The 23,241-nt window shown below is 39.3% G+C and carries 24 protein-coding genes and 1 pseudogene; 15 read left to right on the top strand and 10 right to left on the bottom strand.

Annotated features, from left to right (window positions below; translation table 11 throughout):
• Positions 1-2 precede the first annotated feature (2 nt).
• The 5 genes from OK025_RS23805 to OK025_RS23785 all read left to right on the top strand — a co-directional run bounded on the left by OK025_RS23805 (position 3) and on the right by OK025_RS23785 (position 2,258).
• The gene (locus tag OK025_RS23805; RefSeq protein ID WP_317667240.1) at positions 3-224 is read left to right on the top strand and encodes a hypothetical protein; all 222 of its coding nucleotides are present in this window, start codon (positions 3-5) and stop codon (positions 222-224) included.
• 79 nt (positions 225-303) lie between these two features.
• On the top strand, positions 304-597 hold the full coding sequence (locus OK025_RS23800; RefSeq protein WP_317667239.1) for a hypothetical protein: 294 nt from the start codon (positions 304-306) through the stop codon (positions 595-597).
• Positions 598-719: 122 nt separating this feature from the next.
• Entirely contained in the window at positions 720-1,160 is a 441-nt protein-coding gene (locus tag OK025_RS23795; RefSeq protein WP_317667238.1) for a tetratricopeptide repeat protein, read from the top strand.
• Between the two features lie 296 nt (positions 1,161-1,456).
• Positions 1,457-2,011 (top strand): DUF4258 domain-containing protein, encoded by a 555-nt coding sequence (locus OK025_RS23790; protein ID WP_317667237.1) that lies wholly within the window; start codon positions 1,457-1,459, stop codon positions 2,009-2,011.
• Between the two features lies 1 nt (position 2,012).
• Complete coding sequence (locus OK025_RS23785) at positions 2,013-2,258, top strand: hypothetical protein (RefSeq protein WP_317667236.1); 246 nt, start codon at positions 2,013-2,015, stop codon at positions 2,256-2,258.
• A 308-nt stretch (positions 2,259-2,566) separates the two neighbouring features.
• Here the strand turns inward: OK025_RS23785 and OK025_RS23780 are convergent.
• A pseudogene (locus OK025_RS23780) lies at positions 2,567-3,586 on the bottom strand (IS3 family transposase).
• A 43-nt stretch (positions 3,587-3,629) separates the two neighbouring features.
• On the opposite strand from OK025_RS23780, the gene OK025_RS23775 reads away from it, so the two are divergent.
• The 3 genes from OK025_RS23775 to OK025_RS23765 all read left to right on the top strand — a co-directional run bounded on the left by OK025_RS23775 (position 3,630) and on the right by OK025_RS23765 (position 6,518).
• Positions 3,630-4,940 (top strand): RHS repeat-associated core domain-containing protein, encoded by a 1,311-nt coding sequence (locus OK025_RS23775; protein ID WP_317667235.1) that lies wholly within the window; start codon positions 3,630-3,632, stop codon positions 4,938-4,940.
• A 2-nt stretch (positions 4,941-4,942) separates the two neighbouring features.
• Complete coding sequence (locus tag OK025_RS23770; protein ID WP_317667234.1) at positions 4,943-5,422, top strand: hypothetical protein; 480 nt, start codon at positions 4,943-4,945, stop codon at positions 5,420-5,422.
• 460 nt (positions 5,423-5,882) lie between these two features.
• Complete coding sequence (locus OK025_RS23765) at positions 5,883-6,518, top strand: response regulator transcription factor (protein WP_317669784.1); 636 nt, start codon at positions 5,883-5,885, stop codon at positions 6,516-6,518.
• Positions 6,519-6,640: 122 nt separating this feature from the next.
• Here the strand turns inward: OK025_RS23765 and mnmE are convergent, their stop codons facing one another.
• Positions 6,641-8,020 (bottom strand): tRNA uridine-5-carboxymethylaminomethyl(34) synthesis GTPase MnmE, encoded by a 1,380-nt coding sequence (gene mnmE, locus OK025_RS23760; RefSeq protein WP_120334635.1) that lies wholly within the window; start codon positions 8,018-8,020, stop codon positions 6,641-6,643.
• A 177-nt stretch (positions 8,021-8,197) separates the two neighbouring features.
• Between mnmE and OK025_RS23755 the strand changes: the two genes are divergently transcribed.
• On the top strand, positions 8,198-8,683 hold the full coding sequence (locus OK025_RS23755; protein ID WP_317667232.1) for a hypothetical protein: 486 nt from the start codon (positions 8,198-8,200) through the stop codon (positions 8,681-8,683).
• A gap of 67 nt (positions 8,684-8,750) precedes the next feature.
• On the opposite strand, the gene xpt is transcribed toward OK025_RS23755, so the two are convergent.
• The 3 genes from xpt to OK025_RS23740 all read right to left on the bottom strand — a co-directional run bounded on the left by xpt (position 8,751) and on the right by OK025_RS23740 (position 12,617).
• Positions 8,751-9,326: a xanthine phosphoribosyltransferase gene (gene xpt / locus OK025_RS23750; protein WP_317667231.1), complete on the bottom strand. Its 576-nt coding sequence runs from the start codon at positions 9,324-9,326 to the stop codon at positions 8,751-8,753.
• 53 nt (positions 9,327-9,379) lie between these two features.
• Positions 9,380-11,158, bottom strand: coding sequence for an AMP-dependent synthetase/ligase (locus OK025_RS23745; protein ID WP_313419474.1), 1,779 nt, complete (start codon positions 11,156-11,158; stop codon positions 9,380-9,382).
• A gap of 265 nt (positions 11,159-11,423) precedes the next feature.
• Positions 11,424-12,617 carry a proline dehydrogenase family protein gene (locus tag OK025_RS23740; protein WP_182332650.1) on the bottom strand — a complete coding sequence of 398 codons (1,194 nt, stop codon included), beginning with the start codon at positions 12,615-12,617 and terminating at the stop codon, positions 11,424-11,426.
• A 95-nt stretch (positions 12,618-12,712) separates the two neighbouring features.
• On the opposite strand from OK025_RS23740, the gene OK025_RS23735 reads away from it, so the two are divergent.
• From OK025_RS23735 to OK025_RS23725, 3 genes are all read left to right on the top strand, one after another.
• Positions 12,713-12,919 carry an RNA-binding S4 domain-containing protein gene (locus tag OK025_RS23735; protein ID WP_317667229.1) on the top strand — a complete coding sequence of 69 codons (207 nt, stop codon included), beginning with the start codon at positions 12,713-12,715 and terminating at the stop codon, positions 12,917-12,919.
• Between the two features lie 50 nt (positions 12,920-12,969).
• A complete protein-coding gene (gene aroB, locus OK025_RS23730) occupies positions 12,970-14,037 on the top strand; it encodes a 3-dehydroquinate synthase (protein WP_317667228.1) in 1,068 nt (355 codons plus the stop codon).
• Between the two features lie 121 nt (positions 14,038-14,158).
• Positions 14,159-14,875 (top strand): ThuA domain-containing protein, encoded by a 717-nt coding sequence (locus OK025_RS23725; protein WP_317667226.1) that lies wholly within the window; start codon positions 14,159-14,161, stop codon positions 14,873-14,875.
• 154 nt (positions 14,876-15,029) lie between these two features.
• On the opposite strand, the gene OK025_RS23720 is transcribed toward OK025_RS23725, so the two are convergent.
• On the bottom strand, positions 15,030-16,916 hold the full coding sequence (locus OK025_RS23720) for a TonB-dependent receptor plug domain-containing protein (protein WP_317667225.1): 1,887 nt from the start codon (positions 16,914-16,916) through the stop codon (positions 15,030-15,032).
• Positions 16,917-17,016: 100 nt separating this feature from the next.
• Positions 17,017-17,928, bottom strand: a complete 912-nt coding sequence (locus OK025_RS23715) for a zinc dependent phospholipase C family protein (protein WP_317667224.1) — start codon at positions 17,926-17,928, stop codon at positions 17,017-17,019.
• A 219-nt stretch (positions 17,929-18,147) separates the two neighbouring features.
• On the opposite strand from OK025_RS23715, the gene OK025_RS23710 reads away from it, so the two are divergent.
• Genes OK025_RS23710 through OK025_RS23700 form a run of 3 tightly spaced genes read left to right on the top strand, consistent with a single transcriptional unit; the run spans position 18,148 to position 20,764 of the window.
• Entirely contained in the window at positions 18,148-19,134 is a 987-nt protein-coding gene (locus OK025_RS23710; RefSeq protein WP_120334628.1) for a glycosyltransferase family protein, read from the top strand.
• A 6-nt stretch (positions 19,135-19,140) separates the two neighbouring features.
• Complete coding sequence (locus OK025_RS23705) at positions 19,141-19,872, top strand: FKBP-type peptidyl-prolyl cis-trans isomerase (protein WP_317667223.1); 732 nt, start codon at positions 19,141-19,143, stop codon at positions 19,870-19,872.
• Positions 19,859-20,764, top strand: a complete 906-nt coding sequence (locus tag OK025_RS23700; RefSeq protein ID WP_317667222.1) for an aldo/keto reductase — start codon at positions 19,859-19,861, stop codon at positions 20,762-20,764. The genes OK025_RS23705 and OK025_RS23700 overlap by 14 nt, the downstream gene beginning before the upstream one ends.
• A 6-nt stretch (positions 20,765-20,770) precedes the next feature.
• Here OK025_RS23700 and kdsB read toward each other — a convergent pair whose 3' ends face one another.
• From kdsB to trpS, 3 genes are all read right to left on the bottom strand, one after another.
• Positions 20,771-21,514 (bottom strand): 3-deoxy-manno-octulosonate cytidylyltransferase, encoded by a 744-nt coding sequence (kdsB, locus tag OK025_RS23695; RefSeq protein ID WP_317667221.1) that lies wholly within the window; start codon positions 21,512-21,514, stop codon positions 20,771-20,773.
• An 87-nt stretch (positions 21,515-21,601) separates the two neighbouring features.
• Entirely contained in the window at positions 21,602-22,219 is a 618-nt protein-coding gene (locus OK025_RS23690; protein ID WP_145327418.1) for a deoxynucleoside kinase, read from the bottom strand.
• Positions 22,220-22,231: 12 nt separating this feature from the next.
• On the bottom strand, positions 22,232-23,230 hold the full coding sequence (trpS, locus tag OK025_RS23685; RefSeq protein WP_145327417.1) for a tryptophan--tRNA ligase: 999 nt from the start codon (positions 23,228-23,230) through the stop codon (positions 22,232-22,234).
• Positions 23,231-23,241: the final 11 nt, after the last annotated feature.

Here is a 23,241-nt window from a genome sequence, read left to right as displayed (position 1 = left end):
ATATGGAAAATGTATTTTTGTTATGGCACACCCATTTTGACAAGGCGTTGGATGGGGGGGAGGATGTGAAATTGATAGGAGTATATAGTACTAGGGAACTTGCTGAAAATGCTTTAGAAAAGATGTCTAAAGTAGCAGGTTTCAAGGATCAACCAGAAGGCTTTGAGATATCAGAATATAGTGTTGATAAGGATCACTGGACATCTGGCTTCATAACCGAATGAACTTAGATATAGATTTTGTATGGGATCAATGTTTTTAAGACTACATTTATCATTTATACAACAGTAAAATCGAGCTGCTTTGATAACCGGAGCTTTTACTTTAGGAGAGCTTTCCGGAGGTGGTAGTATTGGCTTAGGTGTCTCTAGTGGAGTGTTAACTGCTAAAGGTGCAGGCCTTGTTGTTGTCGGGATGACAGCAATTTCAATGAAGATAAACGATGCTGGTTATCCGGTTGATGATAGGCCATTTGTCCAGGCAGCCCTTGGGTTGCTGTCGATGTCAGAGACTAATGGAATGTTTTTAGCCAGGGAAGAAGAGAGAGAAGACAAGCTGGAAAAGCGGATGGAACTAATAATCCTTTTAAAAAATTAAGACCTGGTCCAAATAAACCAGGAAATGTTTTAGAAAAAGATGGACATTCTGGAAAGGAGAAAAGTAAATTAGCTCCTCCTGGGTTTTGGGATTGGTGGGGAAATAATCGGTAAGATTATATTATGAAAGGACAAAAACAATTAGAAATGGCGAAAGGAATTGGTTATAAAATTAATGAATATCCATCGTACATCTCTTTTGAAGACAAGAAGGAAATGTACGATGGATATTCGGAATTGGTAAAAAAAAGTGCATACACTGGCAATCCGGAAGCTCAGTATTGTTACGCTCAGCTATTTGATACTATGACATATGTTGCATTAGAAAATCCATTATGCAACCCAAAGAAATGTATCTACTGGTATACCAAGTCCGCTGAGGGGGGGTATGCGGAGGCGTATAATAATCTAGCTGATTTTTATGAGCGAGGAATAGGTGTAAAACAAGACTTGAAAAAAAGTTATGAATTATATAAAAAAGGAGCTGAACTTGGATCACCTACTGCAAAATCAAATTTGAAAATATTTGAGAAGGATCTAAAAAAAGGAAAATATAGTTTATAATTTCTATTTTTTTGTAAAGATTTTCTTTTTGTTATTGTAAGTAATCTAGAGGATTGTTGCCAAAATGTGCATTATGACGAAGAAAAAGTTGATATAAATAATCTATGATATGAAGAATGCATTTTTGTTTTGGCACACCCACTTTGATGAATTATTAAATGGAGGCGAAGATGCTAAATTGATATGGGGGGCAACACTAAAGAACTGTAGGTGTTAACCATGTTTTCCTCCATATTGTAGAGGTCAAAGGGTTTAGTTCTTTTAATAGTATCAAGAGTATTGCAAGTAAGGCCTATTTGTCGTATGAGAATGGTATTAAGTTTGATACATATATAAACCCGTCTGCCGCACATTTGTATGGGAAGAACCCTTATGGGGCTTATATGGGGCCTCAAAATGCAGATGAATGGGAAACCTTCGGAGATATTTTAGGTGCATCAGAGATTCCGTTAGTCGCTCAAGCTGGTGATTTGATATCTCTTGGAGCAAACGTCTATAAGGGAAGTGCAGCGGGGATGGCGATATCTGCAGCTGCTTTTGTACCATTTGGTAGCGAGGTTAAGCTTGCCGCTAAAGGGGGAACAAATGCTTTAGTCAAATCAGGAGTAGAGATTTCGGAACATGCAGCCCTACGAATGAGTGAACGAGGGATAACCCAAAGTATGGTTGAAACAGGGCTTTCGAAGGGGGGTAAATATTTTGACCCTAAGAATGGTACTTTCAACTATGTTCTTAAGAACGGGTTTGCCTCAGGTAATGATTTACTAATTGGAACAAATACTGTCACAGGAAGAGTAACAACTGTATTAAGGGGTAGTAATTTAGTTAAACCACGTTTTATACCTCAATAGAATGGAAATATTAGAACAAATATTAAAAGACAAAAATAATCGCAGTAGCCTAATCAAACAGTTCCAGGAACTAATATGGAACGATGAAAATGCAAATGAAATACTTTCAGAACTGGCTTACGATTTAGATTTTTATGAACCTAATGAAGAATGGCGAAAAAAAGAACCTAGTTATTATGGTGATGATAGATTGGAAGAAGAAATAAAATCAGCAATACAAAAATTACAAGAGCAAATCCCGCAATAGCGGGCTTTTTCATTTATTAAAGGCTTTCTTAGTCTTGTAGTTCTGGATAACGTTATCAATGAGGAAAAACACGTGTTGCTTAGTGGCTTCGTCCAGTTTTTCAATATCCTCGATACGTTTTAGTAAATCCTTGTCCAGGGTAGCTAGTTCACCCTCTCCGATAATGTAATCTACGCTTACATTAAACACCTTAGCCAGTTTTATCAATATATGCCTATGACGCGACAGGTGGAAAGCTGAGTAAACATTTTACGGTTGGTACTGTAAGTACCCCATTTTTCCGACAGCTGGGATTGGACTTTTCTAATTTACGTTACTAATTGATTTATTTGTTGTTTGTGTCTAATATTTTTTGATAATTCCGTTGGTGTAAGATTCCCAAGACCTTCATGGGGTCTGTTGTTATTGTATTCATCCATCCATGCCTGGGTATGTTCTCTTACTTCTGACAAGTTGAAAAATAAATAAGCATCCAAAATTTCTCACCAGAGCTCAAAATGATGACTGGTGAATTCAGGACCATTATCTACGCGTAGACAGAGCGGTTTGCCCCGCCAGTCTATGATTTGTTCAAGTGTCCGAGTTATCCGCAAAGAAGAAATTGAAGTAGCTATTTCGCTACACAATATCTCACGGGAACAGTCATCCATCACATTAAAGGTTCTAAACCTGTTTCCGCTGGCCAAGCTATCGCTCATAAAGTCCATGCTCCATTTTTGATTAATGCTGACCTGTTGTTCCAGAGGCTGTTTCTCCCGAGCGGGTAGCCGACGTTTGTCACGCCGCTTCCTGTTCATATTTAATAGCTTAAACACCCGATAAACTTTTTTGTGATTCCAGGGCTTCCCCGCTCTGCGCAGATAAGCGTAAAGTTTTCGGAATCCATATACAGGATGTTTGGCGGACAGATCATCTAATGCAGATATGACTGCACTGTCATCTTTTTTACTAACATAGTAATATTGTGAACGGCACATGCCTGTCAATTTGCAGGCTCCGGTGACACTCAAACCGTGATCTAGAACAATTTCCTGGGTTAACTGTTTTTGCTGCCGGAGCCCCAACCTTTTTTTGGTGATGACTTCTTTTAGGATATCATGGTTCATACTCAGTTCGGCAAACATCTTTTTCAAACGTGCATTTTCTTCCTCAAGTTCCTTTAGGCGTTTGACATCTGAGGCTTCCATGCCTCCGTAACGGCTCTTCCAGTTATAAAATGTGGCCTTGCTAATTTCCAGCTCACGGCAGATGTCTTCGGTCTTTCTGCCTTCTTCACCCTCTTTGAGTGCTCGCACAATCTGGCTTTCTGTAAAACGTGTTTTTTTCATTTTATTACTTAAATCTAAACATTTATGTCCAGTTTTAAGCTGTTTGATTTTTTGGGACACTTACAGTACTACTACAACAAATACTTATTATGCTGGAGGGGCTGAATATTCTTCAATAGGAACGGGAGCAAAAAGTCTGAAGCTGTTCCAATTTTCCGATGGAGAAGTGAGACCCAATGGAGCCGCATTTGATTATCTATATCATGTTAAAAATCAAACGGAGAGTCCATTGATGACGCTTGCTGTAAATGCTGCAACAAATGCTCATACGATCTCTCAGATCAATAACTATTATGCATTCGGTAATGCAGCTCCTTATGTTGAAGGTAATTTGGTTTCGGGAACAAAATATAATTATCTTTATGGAGGGAAGGAGATACAGGATGAAACGGGGTTGTATGATCATCACGCACGGATGTATGACCCTGCGATAGGCAAATGGAATATACCGGACCCCTTAAGTGAATATTTTTCGAACAAGAGTCCTTATAATTATTCGAGTAATAATCCAATTAATTTTAGCGACCCAACCGGTTTGTATGATGAAAGTTCATTGGTACAGATGTTTTCGAACTTGCCTTCATACTATTCTCCAAAATCCATCAAGTATGGGATTGAGCAGACGGAAACTGAGCGGTATATGGAGCAGGATCGAATGTGGAGTAATTATGATAGTCGTATATTTGGGTGGCAGAGTTATAATAGCAAGATCGCGGGTTTTAATGCGGCATTACAATCGGTGGGGGGTAACCATGTTTTCCTTCCCATTGTAGAGGTCAAAGGGTTTAGTTCTTTCAATAGTTTTTTAAATAGTATCCAGAGTATTGCGAGTAGGGCCTATTTGTCATATGAGAATGGTATTAAGTTTGATACATATATAAACCCGTCTGCCGCACATTTGTATGGGAAGAACCCTTATGGCCCGTATCTACCTACCGATAAGGAAATCAATACTGCTGGGGCAGTATTATCGATGATTCCTGCAACCGCCTCACTGGGTGTCGTGATGCAGCTTAGTACAGCGCAGAGTAAAGCGGAGGTTGGGGTGGTCGTGGCAACGAGTTTGCCTTATATGAAGCTGGCGAAAGGGCTTGGCGGTGCTGCTATTATTGGAGTGGAAAAAGTATTACCAAGTTTAGGTGCTACGGGTAAGGTGCATGGTACTTTGCCTAAAGTAAAAGATTTGGTGAAATATTCTAAAGAAGAGCTAGAGATTCTATTAAAAGAATTGAGACAAAGTGTTCAAAAGAGGATCGAAGTAACATCTAAAATGGGAAGAGATAGAGGACATGGACAAAGGCAGGGAGCCGAACAAGACTTAATTAAATCATTAGAAAAGCTCTTAGAATTATAAGAATGAGATCAGAGAATGAAATATTTGAAATGTTAGTTCATGAACTATATGAGCACCTTGATGAGTTTAAAGCGATTCATCATACGCCAATATATTATAATGAAATTTTAGGAGATGCGTCGTTTCTGCTAGCAGGTTTGCTTGAGCTGCTTTTAAAGAGAAATTATATCGAATGGGATAAAGAAAGATGGATTGATGATAGTATTATAACGAACGTAATTTTAGAGAATAATCTAATTCTTCTCGAAGGAATAATGATATGGGGTAAAATGGGTGTCACCAATCAATGGACAGATCCATTTTTATTTGAAATGGAAATATCAACAGATGAAAAAAGCAGTGGAGAATTTGCCTTTTTATTCTGTGATGTCAATAATCCTGAAATTACCTATGAAGACTTTAGGGATCATCCAGAATATTGGAGAAGAAAACCAGATCGGGCATGGAGATATTTAATCAATTTTAATAAAAGTTTGATTTAATGAAATAGAGGTTTTATAAATGAAAATATAATCTAGTGGTAAGAGTAAAGTAAATGTGTAATATTGTTCTCTGCGACCGAGTCATTGGGTGTTGTGATGCAGTTCAGTACTATTCAAGGTTAAGCAGAGGCTGGAATGGACATAGTGGGGGGGTGAAACCATATACCATCCAAATTCGAAAACCGATGGCCATTCAATTCGGATAATTTTGACCATTTGAATATTATGCTGAGAAGTCATAAATCCGTTTTTAATTGGTTTTCATGGTTTTATTCAAAGTGATCAATTCGCCTCGGGATCGAATGATCTATATGTCCGAAATTTCCAAGAATATTGACGATTTAATGTTCTGAAAACTTGCTCTTTTTCATAATATATAACAAACTAATTTAACATTTTTATTTTATCTGAAAAACAGGTAAACCTACCAAAATGGTAAGTCTTCAATAATAATTTAGCAATTCCTCTTAAAGATTTTTTTGAGAATCATGGATTGTCGGTGGAGGTAGCTTGCTCAGGAGAAGATGGGCTGTTACTTTTTGCAAAAGAGAAGCCGGATATTGTATTGTTGGATGTGATATTGCCAAATATGGATGGATTTTCAGTAATTTCGGAGATTAGAGTTAAGAATTCCCATGTTCCTATAATTATGATGACTGGTACCGAATTTGGCGAAGAAAATCAAATCCGAGGGTATCAATTAGGTACGATAAATTATATGAAGAAACCTGTTATCCCTTATGCAATATTATCGTTAATCCAAAATCTATTGCTAATCCCTAGCGATGTCAGAAAATTTAATATTGGTACTAATGCAATCACTATTCAGGGGCAACTTGTAACCATAGGTGATTTAAGTTACGATGTTAGAGAGAAAGATTCGAAAGTGCTTTTGTTTCTATTGGAGCGAATTGGCCAGATAGTCAACCGTTCGATTATTTTGAATCATATTTGGTATGATGATCATCCTGATAAGAACAATCTGTTAGATAGCTCAATATTACGATTGAGAAAATTAGTCAAGGAAATTCCTGGAATGAAAATAAAGTCAATATATGGTTTTGGATATATGATAACTACAGAAAATGTAACATAAATGAGGCGAGTAAGATAAAACAGAAATTTAAAAAAAAAGCCAACTTACTCGTTAATTACTACAAAATTAAATTCTGTAAATAAGTTAATCATCAGTATGTTGGCTTGTTCTATTTTATCTGTTTACTTTCCGATACAGAACTTGGAAAAGATATTATCCAATAAATCGTCTGTAGAAACACTTCCGGTGATTTCACCAAGATGATATAAGGCTTGGCGTATATCCATCGCTAGGAAATCGGAAGTGACCGGATTGTCAATACCATAGATTACGCGTTCAAGTGAATCTGCTGTTTTTTGTAGCGCTTCTACGTGACGGATGTTGGTGACCATGACATCGTCGGTATTTAAATTTCCTAAATGTACACGATTGATCAATTCGTCTTTCAGTTCCTCGACACCGATTTGTTCTTTCGCTGAAATGTAAAGTGGATTAAGAACATTGTAAACCTCTTTTTGCGCCTCAGAAAGCAAATCTGATTTATTGATAATGGTGACAAACGGAATTTGGAGGCGCTCGATTTCTGGCAATTGCGCTTGTACTTCTTCAACTTTGTCCTGTGTAGGATCGAAAAGATAAATAATCAATCGTGCCTGTTTCATCTTTTCACGGGTACGCTCAACACCTTTTGCTTCAATAACATCTGCCGTCTCACGTATACCTGCTGTGTCAATAAATCGGAATGTGACGCCATGAATATTAATTTCATCTTCAATGGTATCGCGTGTTGTTCCTGCAATATCGGAAACAATGGCACGTTCTTCATTTAAGAAAGCATTCAATAGCGTTGATTTTCCTACATTTGGTTTTCCGGCAATGACAACAGGAACACCATTTTTTAGGACGTTACCCTGTTCAAAAGATTGCACTAATTTTTGAACAATAACCTGTATTTTGTTGATTAGATTTTTTAGCTGATCCCTGTTGGCAAATTCCACATCTTCTTCTGAAAAATCAAGCTCTAATTCAATCAGTGAAGCAAAGTGAATGAGATCTTCACGAAGGGATTTAAGCTGATTGGAAAAGCCGCCACGCATCTGCTGCATCGCCACTTGATGTGAGGCTGCAGAATTGGATGCAATTAAATCGGCAACTGCTTCTGCTTGGGATAAATCCATTCCGCCATTGAGAAATGCACGTAAGGTAAATTCTCCCGGACGGGCAGCGCGTGCGCCTTTTTTGATGAGTAAATTTACAACGCGCTCAATAATATATTTGGAGTTATGCGTTGATATTTCCACCGAATTTTCTCTCGTATAGGAGTTCGGGGCTACAAATAAGGAGACCAATACCTCGTCAATGATCTCTTCGCCATCGCGTATGGTTCCAAAATGGATGGTATGTGATGCTTGTTGAAGTAGGTTCTTTCCTTTAAATATTTCGTTCGTAATTTTTATGGCATTCTGGCCCGAAACGCGTATGACAGCAATAGCGCCATTTGTTCCGGAAGATGTCGCTAATGCAACAATGGTATCTTCAGTGATATATCCTGTATTTGACATGGTACAAAGATACGTTAAATTGAAGTAATGGATTCTATATATTGCGGCACAAATTAAATTCGTCGCGATCGATTAAACCTTTGTTCAAACATTGAAGTCATACCCATAGAAACGCTTGTAAAAAAGAATGGAACACAGGCGGAGTGGAATTGATTTTTAAATTTAAATTATACTGTTATGAGAAAGATGATATACTTCGCGTTGGCAATTGGAGGACTGGTTTTAATCGCTCCTCAACAATCTTCGGCTCAACATCGTGGACATGAACGTGAATGGAAACAGGACAAAGAGCGTAGAAAATATGAAGAGAAAAGGGATAAGGAATATCGAAAATATTTAGAAAAACGCGAAAAAGAAGACCGTAAGTATCATAAAGAAGTAGCTAAGTCATACCGAAAGGCATACCGTCATAGAGCACCGGCCTGGGCAAGCGCACATCGTTACGATAGTAGACACCATGTATACTTTAGAGATTACAAAACATTCTACGATCCTTACAGAGGAGGTTACGTGTATATGCGCAATGGTCGTTGGAATTTTTCATCAAACGTGCCTTCATTTATGCTGAATGTCAACTTGGGAGCAGCCAATATCCGGATTGTAAAAGATGTTGCAATTAGCAGACATCCGGAAGATTTTTACAACGACTACCGTTGGGATTAGAAAGAATTTATCTTGTTGTTTGAATAAAAAAGCCTCACTCCTTAGGGAGATGAGGCTTTTCTTTTTGCTAATCTTCTTCGAAACTGACTTTATTCACTTCAAGCGACCTTATCCGCGCTAGCGATTCTATTCTTAAATCGGGCAATTCTCGTAATCTTTTGCCACCTTCCTGGAAGGATTTTTCGATAATAAATCCCATGCCCAAGACAGAAGCCCCCGATTGTTTAACGAGATCGAGCATACCAAAAGCAGCATTCCCATTGGCCAAAAAATCGTCTATAAAAAGAACATTGTCGCTCGGCGTAAGAAACTCTTTGCTGACACAGATGTCGTAGGTTCTATTCTTGGTAAATGAATGCACCTGGCTTACATACATATCGGCCATGGTGGTCGGTTTTGCTTTTTTTACAAATACAACCGGTAATTCCAAAAGGTAGCCAAGCATGATCGCTGGGGCTATTCCGCTTGCTTCAATTGTAATGATTTTATTGATCGGGAGGTCTGCAAAACGGCGGACAAATTCCACCGCAATAGATTTCATCAACACCGGGTCCATCTGGTGATTGATGAAGTTGTCTACTTTAAGTATGCCTCCTGCAAGACTTTTACCGTCATGAAGGATTCTATCCTTTAATAATTTCATGTTTTACTCGTATAAATATAGCGCGCTATGTCAAAATTTTGATTTATTAAACCTTAATCCATCTCCATCTGATAGAGGTTATTGAACTCTTCTTGATGATGTTCGAGAATTACCTTTCGTTTCATTTTCAAGGTTGGTGTTAACTCTCCATTTTCAATAGTAAATTCATCTGTTAAAATAATTGGTTTCTTAATCTGCTCCCAGTTACCAAAGTGCTGGTTTGCACGACGTACCTCTTGATTAACTTTTTTTACTATGGCAGGGTCAGTCAGAAAATCATCCTTTGTCATGCTTGCAAGTTCAGGAGCATCTGTTCTGGCCCAATCCAACAAATGGGCATAGTTTGGTACAATAAAGGCAGAAGCAAACTTCATCCCGTCACCGATAACCATTGCCTGTTCAATAAATTTAGATTCAACAAGCTTGGTTTCGATAGGTTGTGGTATGACGTACTTCCCACCTGAAATTTTGAACATCTCTTTTTTTCGGTCAATGATTTTCAAGAATTTTTCATCTTCCCACTTTCCAATATCTCCGGTATGCAGCCATCCATCAATGATCGTTTTATCCGTTTCGGCCTTGTTCTTATAGTATCCCATCATGACATTAGGGCCTTTTACTAATATTTCTCCGTCTTCAGCAAGTTTTATTTCAACAAAACGGACAGGAAGGCCAACAGTACCTATGCGTATTCCTTTGATATAGTGATTGACTGAAATGAGTGGGGAGGCTTCGGTCATGCCGTAACCCTCATATAATGGAATTCCTGCGGCTAAGAAAGCGCGTGTTAGTTTACCATGAAGAGAAGCTGATCCAGAGGCAACAGTAAGTAATTCGCCACCCAATGCTTCATACCATTTGTTAAGGACAAGTTTCTTGGCTAGCTTTAGTTTGAGATTATAGGATAGACTTCTTTTCTCAGGATTTGGATCATATTCTTCTGCAACTGAAACAGCCCAATCAAATACTTTGCGTTTGAAACCACTGAGATCATGACCTGTTTTCATAATTTTCTCATAGACTTTTTCAAGAATACGAGGGACAACGGTCATGATATGAGGTTTTACTTCCTTCAGATTATCACCAATCTTGTCAAAAGATTCTGCGATATAGATCGTAAAGCCAAGATACATATAGGTATATAAAACCATACGCTCGTAGGCGTGACAAGGAGGGAGGAAGGTCAGTCCGCGGTCATAAGCTTTACAAGGGGTAATTTCTGCTGCGCCCAATACATTGGAAAAGATATTATTGTGTGACAACATGACGCCTTTTGGTTTGCCCGTAGTACCGGAAGTGTAAATCAGGGTAGCGAGATCTTCAGGTTTAACCTGGTCACGTAGTGCTGCTAGTTTTTCTAGGGAGCAATTGGAACCTATATCATTCAGTTCTTTCCAGCTACGTGTGCCTTCCTGATCTGCGATACAAAAAATATACTTCAATGTATAGATTGAGTCGGTTAGATTCATTAGGCGATCGTACAGGCTTTTGTTGCTGACGATACAAACCCTGATTTCGGCATCATTAAAGATATATTGATAGTCTGTATCCGTAATATTTGGGTAGATGGCGACCACCACTGCACCAATTTGCTGGATTGCAAAGTCAATCAAATGCCATTCCATACTGCTACCGGCAATGAGACCAACTTTCTCGTTGGGTTTCACGCCAAGTTCAATCAGCCCTTTGGAGAGGCTGTCTACTTGTTCAAGAAAATCTGCTGTTTTGATATAATTCCACTTGCCGTCCACTTTGTGGGCAAACATATCAAGATCGGGGTATTTGCCCATCTGTTGACGTGCAAGATCAAATAATCTAAGTTTTTCTTCCATTTCAAATCGTATTCTTTTAAGCTCCGGGGGAGCACCCTTCCAGTATGAACTTTGTTTTAAGGGAAAAGTTTGCAAACATAAATAATAGTTTCAAGAATATGGAATGATTTTGTAATTAGCTTGTTTCAAAAGGACGAAGGGGAGGTGAGTGATAGGTAAAGTGCTTTTGTGCTTTTCAAAAGTAGGGTGTTTCCTGGAAACCATTTGAGCATAGTTCCTTGAGTAGATGGACTTGATACCCGCCAATTATAAAAAAAGCTAGTCGTTATCGACTAGCTTTTCTTCTTTGTTTTTCTTTGATCAAAAGCCCGAGCTCCCGACCTGTCGCTCCTGCGACGGAAGTATTTTCTTGTGCTCTACGGAAAAGATATGGCATCACCGCTTTAACCGGTCCATAAGGCATGTATTTAGCAACATTATAGCCATGTGCCGCCAAGTTAAAGCTCAGGTTGTCAGACATACCCAATAATTGCGCAAAGAAGATGCGATCGGTGGATCTATCAATACCACGTCTGTCAATTTCCTTCGCCAATAACATGCTACTGTCCTCATTGTGTGTACCCGCCATTAGCCCAAAGTTGTCCAGGTGGTCCAAGATAAATTCAATAGCTTCATTATAATCTCTATCTGAAGCTTCTTTATTTGGCTGGATAGGATCGGAATAACCTTTTTGCGCAGCGCGAGCACGTTCGATCTCCATGTAGGCACCACGAACGATCTTAGCACCCATGTGAAATCCTCTAACTTTTGCATATTCAAAGTCGGCTTTCAACGATGCCAGCTTATCACTACGGTACAATTGATAAGTATTATATACAATTGGTTTCTCCATATTGTATTTTTCCATCATTTCACGTGCAATATCATCGATCGCATCTTGAATCCATGAATGTTCAGCATCTACCAAAACTTTTACACCTGCGGCATGACATGCTTTACAGATACGGTCAGTACGATCCAACATGCGCTGGTATTCTCCTTGTTCTGCCGCTGTTAAAGTTTCTTTGGCATTGACCTTTTCAAATAACTCAAAACGTCCTAATCCAGTTGGTTTAAATACCGAAAATGGAATGTATTTGTTTTTACTTGCCGCAACTACGGTACGTAATACCTCTTCGCAACAGGCGTCAAATGCACTTTCTGTTTCCTCTCCTTCAACAGAATAATCCAGGATTGTCCCTACACCATTTTCTCCCAATTCGTTGATTGCTGCTTCGCAACCCGCGATAGTCTCTCCACCACAAAAATGTTTGAAGATTGTTTTACGGATGATACCTTGGATAGGCAGTCCTATGTTCAGGGCAAAGTTGGTCATTGACGGACCTACTTTTGTCAAGAAGTTATTCGCTATTATTTTGAATAACCAATACGCTCTTTCCAAATCCTTATCGCTTTTACTTTTAAAAGCAATCTCTGTATTATCAAAGGATAATGTCTTGGGCTCAGAATTCTCAATCATAATCTTTATTTGCAATAAGGCAAATGTAGCAATTTAGTAAGCATTAAAACGATGATAATTCTTGTATTCCTCAGTGAAACCACTATTTTTGTGAAATGCAAGAATTTAAAATCGAGGGCGAATATATCCAGCTTATACAGTTACTTAAAGCTTTAAATTGGGTAGAGCATGGTGCTATGGCTCAATGGGTTGTGGTGGAAGGATATGTGAAGTATAATGGGCAGGTTGATTACCGGAAAAGACTCAAATTAAGACCGGGAGATGTTGTTGAATTTGATGGGATGCAAATAAAATTGGTGTAATATTAAACAATATTGGTAAATAGAAAACTTAAACCTTAAAGAATCGTAGAATGGAAGTCATAGAAAGTTTAGGCTATCAGGTATATTTTGATGATACGTTGGCCTCTTTAGAGGCATTTTTAGCTGAGCGCAATTACTCAAAGATCATCGTATTGGTGGATACCAATACCTTGGATAATTGTTTGCCGCTATTTCAGCAAGCTTTACCCAATTTAGCGAATTATGATGTGATAGAAGTAGATCCGGGCGAGGAAAATAAAAATATTGATTTCTGTATTGGTGTATGGCATAATATGCTCGATTTCGGAGCCGATAGACATTCATTGATGATCAATCTTGGCGGTGGTGTGGTGACTGATATGGGTGGATTTGCCGCATCGACTTTCAAAAGAGGGATGGATTTTATTCAAATTCCGACGACTTTACTTTCCCAGGTAGACGCATCAGTAGGAGGTAAAACCGGTATTGATATGGGAAGTGTGAAAAATATTATTGGAACTTTTGCACAACCCCAGGCTGTATTTATTTCGAGCCAGTTTTTGAAAACCTTAGATCAACGTCAGTTAATCTCAGGTTTTGCTGAAGTAATTAAACATGGACTGATCTTCGATCGGGCTTATTATGAGCGAGTGAAAACGTTGGAGATCGATCAAATTGACAATTCTTTAGTCAAACATTCTGTTTCGATCAAAAACCGTGTTATCCTTGAGGATCCGAAAGAAAAAGGACTGCGTAAAATTTTAAACTTTGGCCATACAATTGGTCATGCTATTGAGGGCTACTCGTTGTTGAACGATGCTTCACCTTTATTACATGGAGAAGCTATTGCAGTAGGAATGATTTGTGAGGGGTACCTATCGCATAAATTGAATGGTTTGCCTTTGGATGAATTAAACGATTTGATCCAAACTTTTAGAAAATATTTCAACGACTACACATTTGATTCTTCCATTGATACAACCCTGTTGGATCTGATGCGAAACGATAAGAAAAACCTGTCCAATCAGATCGGTTTCGCATTGCTTGACCAAATTGGCAGTTGTCAATATGATATCTACGTTTCTGAGGAAGATATTATTGAAAGTCTTGATTTTTACCGAGAGCTAATCACACAATAATAAAACAGAAAAGCCGTGTATCGGGAGAATGCACGGCTTTTCTTTACAGCTATTTTTATCGCAATTTCGTTGCGGAAAATAGTAAACCTAAACTTAAATCATCATAATAACCATTTATATCATGAATAGAATCTTCATTTTTCTGTTTCTCCTGTTGGGGATGTCAGCTGCTGTTCAGGCACAAAGGCAAGTATTGATCTTTAGCAAGACAAAAGGGTTTAGGCACGGAAGCATCGAAAAGGGTGCAGCGATACTAAAACAATTGCTAGATAAAGAAAAGATAAAATCTGATCATTCGGAGGATGCTGCTCTGTTTACAGATCAGGGATTGAAAAAATATGACGCTGTTATCTTTCTGAGCACAACTGGCGATATTCTCGATAATGCGCAACAGGAAGCTTTTGTGCGGTATATCCAATCAGGAAAAGGGTTTGTGGGTATCCATGCAGCGACGGATACTGAGTTTGATTGGCCATGGTATAACGGCCTTGTAGGGGCGTATTTTGCGTCTCATCCTGCCGTACAAAAAGCCAAAATTGATGTGCTGGACAGAAAACATCCGGCCACCAAGCACCTTGATCCGATCTGGTGGCACAAAGATGAATGGTATAATTTCAAGGACGTGAAGGACGGATTGCATGTGTTGATGAATTTGGATGAAAAAAGCTACCAAGGTGGAAAAATGGGGGATCAACATCCAATCTCCTGGACCCAGAGCTACGATGGAGGGAAAGTCTTCTATACCGGGCTTGGACATACCGATGAGTCCTATGACGAACCTGAGTTCCAAAAACATTTAATTGGAGGAATTTTATCTGTTCTTCCCAAGAAAAAGTAACTTATTTTATAGTTGGCGTTTTCTGAACTAGGGCAGGGTACATGCTTCTATGTGGCAATAGCACAATGAAAAGTCCCAAATGGAATACCATTTGGGACTTTTTTATAATTGATGGCGAAAAGGGAAGAGAACTAATTTTGCCATTTGATCGGGTTTAATAGTTCAGTTTATATTTTGCGCCGATACTAAACCAACGACCGGGCATTGGAACGGCGGCAGCTTCTATATAGCTCTTGTCAAATATATTTTGAACATCCACAAAGATGTTTAAGTCTTGTAGTTGGTACGATCCTCTTACGTCAGCGATGAAATAAGATTTGTAACTGATACGCTCATTAAAGCGGTTTGCAGAAGTTAACATCCAGTTCTTGTGGTTTATGGTAAAGTTGGCAATAACTTGATGCCTTAAGCTTTCAATAGCATATTTGGATAGTATCCCGTCTGCTAATGTTAGGCTTGGGTTGAGATAATTATAACTTAGCGTTGTAAAGTATCGTGTCGTGGCGCTGGGATCATTGATATTATATCGGAATGAAGCATTGAATCCATCAATTTTGTTTTTTCCAATATTTATTGGTTTCCACGGAATGACCGTTCCGCTTCCTGTAGTGGCATCCTCTTTTTGCCAGTCTATGAAGTCGCTTATCCTTCGATGGAAGTAGCCCGCTTGAGCAATGATCCGATTGGATAAGTATTTTATACCACCTTCGATCTGATAGGCATTTTCAGAGCTCAGTGTGGGATTTCCGACGTTTGCTGTCTGATTGGTGTAAAGATCCGTAAAGGAAGGGATCCGCTGGCTAGAACCTGCGTTGACTACAATCTTCCAATGTTCGGTCATATCATAGCCCAAATCTAGACCCGGGAATACCTGCCAGCCAAATTTTGAGTTGTAATTGATGTAGGCACCTGAGTTGATCATCAGTTTTTTGATCGCCTCGGTTTTGAATTCAAGGTAGCCGCCGTAATTCTCCCGGTTATGGTCGCCAATACTGGTGCTATTGATACGTTCAAATCGACTTTCCAGTCCTAAGCCAAATGTACCATAACTTTGCTCCAATGTGGCATTGATTTCTGCTCCAAAGACGTTGCTGTAATGTTTGGATCTACCTTTCGTGGTTTCTCGGCCTAAATACCAATATTCATCTTCGTTGTAGCGATTACTGAGGCGTGGACTGATGGAAAATGCCTGTGTTAATTGATGCTTCGACTGCAGGGAAGCGAAAGCCGTTTTAACCTGTTCATAAGCTTCCTTGTCACTCGGTGCAGCGTAGTAACCATTGGCTCCAAATTGATTGTTGATATAGCCAACATTGGCTTTTATCATATTAGCTGTATTCGGTTGATATGTCCCGTCGTAATAAAGTTTATTATTGTTGGAGGCTGTATTGTAACGTTGCCCATTGGAGTCTTCGTGGCCAAAATATAAACCGTGGCTTGTTTGCTTGGTTAAGAACTGTGAGCCAAGCTGAACACCTTTACCATAATACTTGCCTGCACTTGTCTGCTCATTATCTTTGAATGAAGAACCACTGTACACCTGGGCACTAATTTGATTTGATTCAATTTTCTTTGTTACGATGTTGATGGCACCCGTTAGTGCATTAATACCGAAAATTCGTGAAGCTGGCCCCCGAATGATTTCGATACGCTCGATGGCCTCCAGCGGAACCGGAAGGTTCATGTTGTGATGGGCACTCTGTGGATCGGTGATTTTAACCCCGTTGAGTAGTATCGCCGTCTGTTCAAAAGACCCACCGTCGATGCTTATATCTGCCTGCGAACCAAATGGTCCACGTTGGCGAATATCAACTCCCGGGATATTGCTCAGCAATTCGTTGATTGATCGATTTGGGAGCCTCTGTATATCTTCCTGCGTCAATATTTGGATATTCTTGCTTTGTTTTGAAAAAGGGATCTGTAAGCGGTTTTGATTAATGATGACTTCGCCTAAAGTGGTTGTATCTTTAATCTGAGCAGTCGCGGCTCCAATACTCAGCACTAATGCAAGGTTTGTTAACGTAATATTCTTATTCAACATGCTTTCCTAGATTTTACGCTGCAAAAGTAGCTTAGCTGACTAAAAAATAAATAGTCCGGAGTGAATAATACTGGTAGTCCGGATGATGTTTTGTTACTTCTTACATCCACTCTTCTCGGCCGATACGCTTTTTTCCCGTTATATCGATGTGATCTTGCTTGTCTGTGCCTTTTATTTTTTCGATGTTGGTCAAGTCGGGTTGGCCGGATTCGAGCCAGGCTGAATACCAATAGGAAGCAACGCGTAAGATGGTTTTTTGCATTCTCCTTTCAACCATACCGTTCATGGCTTCATGATAAGCTCTAGCATAACTGTCGGAATAGGTCCACACCAGTTGATTGTTTCGCTCAATAAAAGATTTTTTTTGTGATGCTTTAAATTGACGATTGAGCCGGGCTTCGATGCTCAATACAGAATCCACAAGGCGATTGCTTTCATGGACGATAGTCCAGGCCTCCGCTAAGGGATCTTTGATATAGTTGGCTTTTCCAACGCGAAGGTTGTATTTTTCTGAAAACATTTCCGGTAAACGGCTTTCCCAGAATGCATGTATACCTTGTTGATGTGTTAGCTGTCCATTATAATTTTTAGTCGTGTGCAATGGAACATGGGCATCAGCAATATAATGCCCGAGTTCTGCTGAGTGTTTGATAATCCGTTTATAATCTTTTGCTTGAAAAGCTCTAACAAGCTTTTGATAGGTAAAGTTGATTTGCCAGGGCACAATGCCATTTTTTAACAATTGCGTTTCTTGAAATTTCTCTTTGGCCTGCGACCAATGTATCGGTATGGAGTCAACTGTACTTTCCTTGCGGTAGTCCTCTAAATCGATAAAATGTCTTGGGCCTTCAGCGCTGTCTGTGAAGCAGCGTTTATCTGGATCAACAGCTTTTTCGGTAATAAGGTCAATATTGGATTTGTAGAACTTAGCCAACTGAGCGGGGAGCGCAAAGACGGCATAATGATTAATTTTTTTATGAGCAAAAAATCCCCACGATGTTAAAATTAGCATGGCGACTATGCAAAGCATCCGATAAAATAGAGACTTCATGGGGTATTAAACTGGCTATTAATTAATTGTTGATATTAAATATACGTAAAGGAAAATTAAAAATGGATTAACAATTTTTTTTATTGATGTTAATTTATATTTTCTTAACATAACTAAACAATAAAATAATATTGATACTCGTTAAAATTGATTAATTTGCCGACACAAAATGCAGTCGTTATGAAGATATTGTATGCCGTACAAGGGACAGGAAATGGACATCTGAGCCGGGCAATGGATATTGTCCCCTGTTTGAGGGAGTTAGGGGAAGTCGATGTTTTGGTTAGTGGAATTCAAGCAGATCTATCATTACCTTTCGAAGTGAAATACCGTTTTCACGGGCTGAGTTTTATCTTTGGTAAATCCGGCGGAGTAGATCTGTGGAAAACATTTATGAGTTCGACGATCCGTAAATTTACGAATGAAATTAAGAGCTTGCCCATAGAAAACTATGATTTGGTGATCAATGATTTTGAACCAATTTCTGCTTGGGCTTGTCATTCAAAAGATTTGGAATGCATTGGGTTGAGCCATCAGATCGCTGCCTTAGATCCATCGAGTCCTAAGCCAGAAGATAGTGATATGCTGGGCAAATTTATTATGAAAAATTATGCGCCGTCTACCCATTCCTATGGTTTCCATTTCAAGCGGTACGCCAAGAATATTTATCAACCGGTTATCCGTAATGCTGTTCGTGAATTGAATGTCACAGATCAGGGACATTATACGGTTTACCTCCCGGCATATGATGATGCGCATCTTTTAAAGCATTTGATGAAGTTTCCGGACGTAAAGTGGGATGTTTTTAGCAAACATAATTCAAAGGCATTTGACATGAAAAATGTAACGATAAGACCGATCAATAACCAATCTTTTATTGATAGTATGGCATCTTCTTCTGGAGTTTTATGTGGGGCAGGTTTTGAAACACCGGCAGAAGCGTTATATTTGAAAAAGAAACTGTTAGTTATCCCGATGAAGAACCAATATGAGCAGCATTTGAATGCAGCGTCATTGGAAGAGATGGGGGTGCCTGTAATTTCGAGCTTAAAACAGAAAAACATGCTGGCGATAGAAGCCTGGCTCAACAGTAAATCTAGGGTTGAAGTTGATTACCCTAATATCACGCAGGAAATTATAAATGAAATCGTGCAGAAGCACCGTTAAACAAACATGAAGTATATTGCATTAGCCCTATTATCCTTGACAACAGTCACAGGATTTGCCCAACAAAAAAAAACGAACACGACGGCGAAGAAGAAGGTCGTCGGAACTAAGTCAAGTGCAACAAATCAACTGAAAACGAAGGCCGATTCTGTGTCTTATGCGTTTGGTGCCGATATCGGAAATTCACTAAAATCTATTGAGATTGATTACTTGAAGTCAGATGTTATTGCAAAAGCAATTTCGGATGTCTTGAAAGGGGAGAAATCGCTATTGGAAGAAGGCCAAGGAAGAGCTGTTATCCAACAGGCGATCATGGACGTTCGTGCTAAAAAAGAGGCTGCTAGCCGTGCTGAAGAAGATAAATTTTTTGCAGAAAATGCTAAGGTTGCTGGGATGAAATCTACAGCCGAAGGAATTCAATATCTTGTTCTCAATGAGGCAGAAGGTCCAAAGCCAAAAAGTGACGATGAGGTAACCGTGCATTATAAAGGTACCTTACTCAATGGAAAGCAATTTGATAGCTCATACGACCGTAAGGAGCCATTGAAACTATCCTTGGGTCAGGTGATCAAAGGTTGGCAGATTGGAATCCCGTTAATGTCCAAAGGGGCAAAGTTTAAATTTTTTATACCTAGTAGATTAGCCTATGGCGAACGGGCGACAGGTGAAATTCCTGCAAACAGCACATTGGTGTTTGAGGTAGAATTGCTTGATATTGGTGCAGATGGAACAACGTAAATTAGGAAATACAAGCTTAATCGTTTCGGAAATAGGTTTGGGCTGCATGTCTTTAAAAAGCAATCAGTCCAAACAATCCAAAGATATTATCCAAAAAGCTTACGAGAACGGGATCACCTTCTTTGATACCGCTGATCTCTACGATAAAGGCCTAAACGAGATGATCGTCGGGGAGAGTGTGCAAAGCTTTCGCAAGCATATTGTTTTGGCGTCGAAAGTTGGTAACCTTTGGCGTGCAGATGGATCCGGCTGGGATTGGAAGGCTTCGAAAGACTATATTATCAAGGCTGTGGAAGGTTCGTTGTCACGTTTAAAAACGGATTACATCGACCTCTATCAGTTACATGGTGGTACGATAGAAGATCCGATAGAAGAGATTGTTGAAGCGTTTGAGCTGTTGAAGCAACAGGGGAAAATCCGTGCTTACGGTCTTTCATCAATTCGCCCAAATGTTATCAAGGCATTTTTGTCCAAATCTGACATTGCTTCAGTAATGATGCAATACAGTCTATTGGATAGAAGACCAGAAGAAGAAATCAGTGGCATGTTGGAAGAACGGGGTGTAAGTATCGTCGTACGCGGTGTATTAGCCAAAGGCGTTCTCATCAACAAGCCAATAGAACCTTTTCTTCAGTATAGTTCGGGAGAGGTGGCCCATATTGTGAGAAACTTGGCAAATCTTTCCAAACGTATCGGAAAAGACAATATGGTTGTTGCACTTTCGTATGTGCTTTCTAACGCAGCTGTTGCTACAGCACTCGTTGGTGTGAGTACCAAATTGCAATTGGATGAATTGATCAGAGCAAAAGCGCAGATGATCAAATTAAGTGATTTGGATAAGCAGGTTCTAATGGAAGGTGTCCGGTCGTTATATTATACCGAACACCGGTAAGCTTTACTATTTATTGAAAAATAGTCTTAATATTTTAGCGAGGTCTTCTTTTGTATCTACGGCGACAGTTTCATGCGTTGTAATTGCCGTTTGAATGGCGTAGCCATTTTCTAACCAGCGTAGCTGTTCCAGAGCCTCTGCTTCTTCTAGCATAGAAATAGGAAGTTGTGTCAGGGCTTTTAATGTATCTACCTGGTAAGCATATATTCCGATATGTTTATAGAATGTTTGCCTTTGTAACCATTGGTCTTTTTCCACAGCTCTTAAAAAAGGAATGGTCTGCCTACTAAAGTAGATGGCTTCTCCTTTGGTGTTTCGGACAACTTTAGGTATGTTTACATTAAATAGTTCCTCCTCCGCAGTAATTTCCTTGATTAGGGTCGCTATCTGCGTAGTGGTGTCTTCAAAACAATTTGCTAAAAGATCAATTTGTGCGGGGTCTATAAAGGGTTCGTCACCCTGTATATTGATGGCAACATCATAACCTTCGATATTGGTGATGACTTCAGCACAACGATCTGTTCCCGATTGATGGTGCTCTGCGGTCATGACAACTTCGCCACCAAAAGAACGTACAGTTTCGGCGATGCGCTGGTCGTCAGTTGCTACAACAACATCGTTTAATTTTGTTGATTTTTTGACCTGTTCGTAGACCCGCTGAATCATCGTTTTTCCTTCAATGTCGATCAGCGGTTTTCCAGGGAATCTGCTCGATGCATATCGGGCAGGAATAATACCTAAAAATTTCATTTTTTACTATTTATCGTTGGCTGAGGAAATGCAAGTTTATCAAAAAGCCTGTAAAATTAAGTGTCTTACAGGCTTTTGATATCGCAATTATTCGAATAATCCGTATAATTCGGCTTCGATTTTTTGAATGATATTGCCGAGGTCCTCTGGGTTTGTGGTGAAATCCAGGTTGTCCTTGTCCAGAATCATGACCTTACCTTCTTTGTAATTATTGATCCATTTATCATATTTATCGTTCAGCTTCGACAGATAATCCAAGCGAATTGCGGATTCATAGTCACGGCCCCTTTTTTGGATATTATTCACCAGGGTAGGGACAGAGGCTTTGAGGTAAATCAATAAATCTGGCGGTTTGATATAATGGATAATGCTTTGAAAAATATTACTATAGTTTTCAAAATCACGTGCGCTCATTAAACCCATATCATACAAGTTTTCGGCAAAGATATAAGCATCTTCATAAATGGTACGATCCTGAATCATATCAATGCCAGTTTCCTGCAATTTTACAATATGTCTAAAGCGACTGTTGAGGAAAAAAATCTGAAGATTGAATGCCCAGCGTTTCATGTCCGAATAAAAATCTTCCAGATAAGGATTGTTGTCTACAGCTTCAAACTGAGGTTCAAATTTAAAGTGACTGGCCAACATTTCGGTCAATGTTGTTTTGCCGGCACCTATATTTCCAACGATAGCGATGTGCATATTATTTCTAGCTTAATAAAATCTTTTAATACCAATAATCTCACGAACTTCTTTCAGCGTCTTGTGCGCGGATTCGCTTGCTTTTTCAGCGCCCATTTTTGCAACTTTAGCAATGTATGCATCATCGTTTGATATATCCTCTATACGGGAGCGTACATCGTTGGTTGCAAGGACCATATCTTCTGCCAATTGTTTTTTGAAATCACCATAACGAATTTCACATTTGTTATAGAGTTCATCAAAATGCTGTAACGTATCTGCAGTAGATACGACCTTCATTAAATCAAAAAGATTTTGGATAGCTTCAGGCTTAGGCTGGTTCATTTCCGTCGGACCAGAATCGGATACAGCACGCATCACTTTTTTACGAATTACGGTTTCACTGTCCGATAGATAAATACAATCTGCTTCACCATTGGATTTACCCATTTTTCCCTGGCCTGAAAGTCCGGGAACTTTCACCAATTTGTCAGCGTAGGAGAACGCAAACGCTTCTTTAAAATAATCTACGTTGTATAAGCGATTGAAGCGATTGCCAAAAGTCCGCGTCATCTCCAAATGCTGTTCCTGATCTTTTCCTACGGGCACTTTTGTGCCATGGTGAATCAATATATCAGAGGCCATCAAGACCGGATAGGTCAATAAGCCTGCGTTAACATTGTCTGGACTGCTTCTAACTTTATCTTTAAATGCTGTAGCGCGTTCTAGCTCGCCGAGATAGGCGTTCATATTCATATATAGATAGAGTTCCGCAACTTCTGGAACATCTGATTGAACGTAAATAGTCGATTTTTCGGGGTCTATTCCCGCAGCTAAATATTCAACAATAACTTGACGAACCGTTCCCTGAAGTCCATGAGGAGTGGGGTGGGTCGTTAGTGAATGTAAATCCGCAATGAAAAAAAAGCAATTATATTCGTTTTGCATTTTCACAAAATTGCTCAATGCGCCGTAGTAATTTCCTAAATGTAATTTTCCGGTACTTCTGATACCGCTAACAACTGTTTCCATATTCCTGCGAA

This window comes from Sphingobacterium sp. UGAL515B_05, from assembly GCF_033097525.1.
In the GTDB taxonomy this organism is placed as follows: Bacteria; Bacteroidota; Bacteroidia; order Sphingobacteriales; family Sphingobacteriaceae; genus Sphingobacterium.
The sequence above is the reverse complement of the archived record's forward strand: the minus strand, read 5'-3'. Positions and strand labels throughout refer to the sequence as shown.

Coding starts and splice junctions, on each gene's coding strand:
- OK025_RS23805 (WP_317667240.1), top strand. CDS start 3: ATGGAAAATGTATTTTTGTTATGGCACACCCATTTTGACAAGGCGTTG.
- OK025_RS23795 (WP_317667238.1), top strand. CDS start 720: ATGAAAGGACAAAAACAATTAGAAATGGCGAAAGGAATTGGTTATAAA.
- OK025_RS23785 (WP_317667236.1), top strand. CDS start 2,013: ATGGAAATATTAGAACAAATATTAAAAGACAAAAATAATCGCAGTAGC.
- OK025_RS23770 (WP_317667234.1), top strand. CDS start 4,943: ATGAGATCAGAGAATGAAATATTTGAAATGTTAGTTCATGAACTATAT.
- mnmE (WP_120334635.1), bottom strand. CDS start 8,020: ATGTCAAATACAGGATATATCACTGAAGATACCATTGTTGCATTAGCG.
- OK025_RS23755 (WP_317667232.1), top strand. CDS start 8,198: ATGAGAAAGATGATATACTTCGCGTTGGCAATTGGAGGACTGGTTTTA.
- xpt (WP_317667231.1), bottom strand. CDS start 9,326: ATGAAATTATTAAAGGATAGAATCCTTCATGACGGTAAAAGTCTTGCA.
- OK025_RS23745 (WP_313419474.1), bottom strand. CDS start 11,158: ATGGAAGAAAAACTTAGATTATTTGATCTTGCACGTCAACAGATGGGC.
- OK025_RS23740 (WP_182332650.1), bottom strand. CDS start 12,617: ATGATTGAGAATTCTGAGCCCAAGACATTATCCTTTGATAATACAGAG.
- OK025_RS23735 (WP_317667229.1), top strand. CDS start 12,713: ATGCAAGAATTTAAAATCGAGGGCGAATATATCCAGCTTATACAGTTA.
- aroB (WP_317667228.1), top strand. CDS start 12,970: ATGGAAGTCATAGAAAGTTTAGGCTATCAGGTATATTTTGATGATACG.
- OK025_RS23725 (WP_317667226.1), top strand. CDS start 14,159: ATGAATAGAATCTTCATTTTTCTGTTTCTCCTGTTGGGGATGTCAGCT.
- OK025_RS23720 (WP_317667225.1), bottom strand. CDS start 16,916: ATGTTGAATAAGAATATTACGTTAACAAACCTTGCATTAGTGCTGAGT.
- OK025_RS23715 (WP_317667224.1), bottom strand. CDS start 17,928: ATGCTAATTTTAACATCGTGGGGATTTTTTGCTCATAAAAAAATTAAT.
- OK025_RS23710 (WP_120334628.1), top strand. CDS start 18,148: ATGAAGATATTGTATGCCGTACAAGGGACAGGAAATGGACATCTGAGC.
- OK025_RS23705 (WP_317667223.1), top strand. CDS start 19,141: ATGAAGTATATTGCATTAGCCCTATTATCCTTGACAACAGTCACAGGA.
- OK025_RS23700 (WP_317667222.1), top strand. CDS start 19,859: ATGGAACAACGTAAATTAGGAAATACAAGCTTAATCGTTTCGGAAATA.
- kdsB (WP_317667221.1), bottom strand. CDS start 21,514: ATGAAATTTTTAGGTATTATTCCTGCCCGATATGCATCGAGCAGATTC.
- OK025_RS23690 (WP_145327418.1), bottom strand. CDS start 22,219: ATGCACATCGCTATCGTTGGAAATATAGGTGCCGGCAAAACAACATTG.
- trpS (WP_145327417.1), bottom strand. CDS start 23,230: ATGGAAACAGTTGTTAGCGGTATCAGAAGTACCGGAAAATTACATTTA.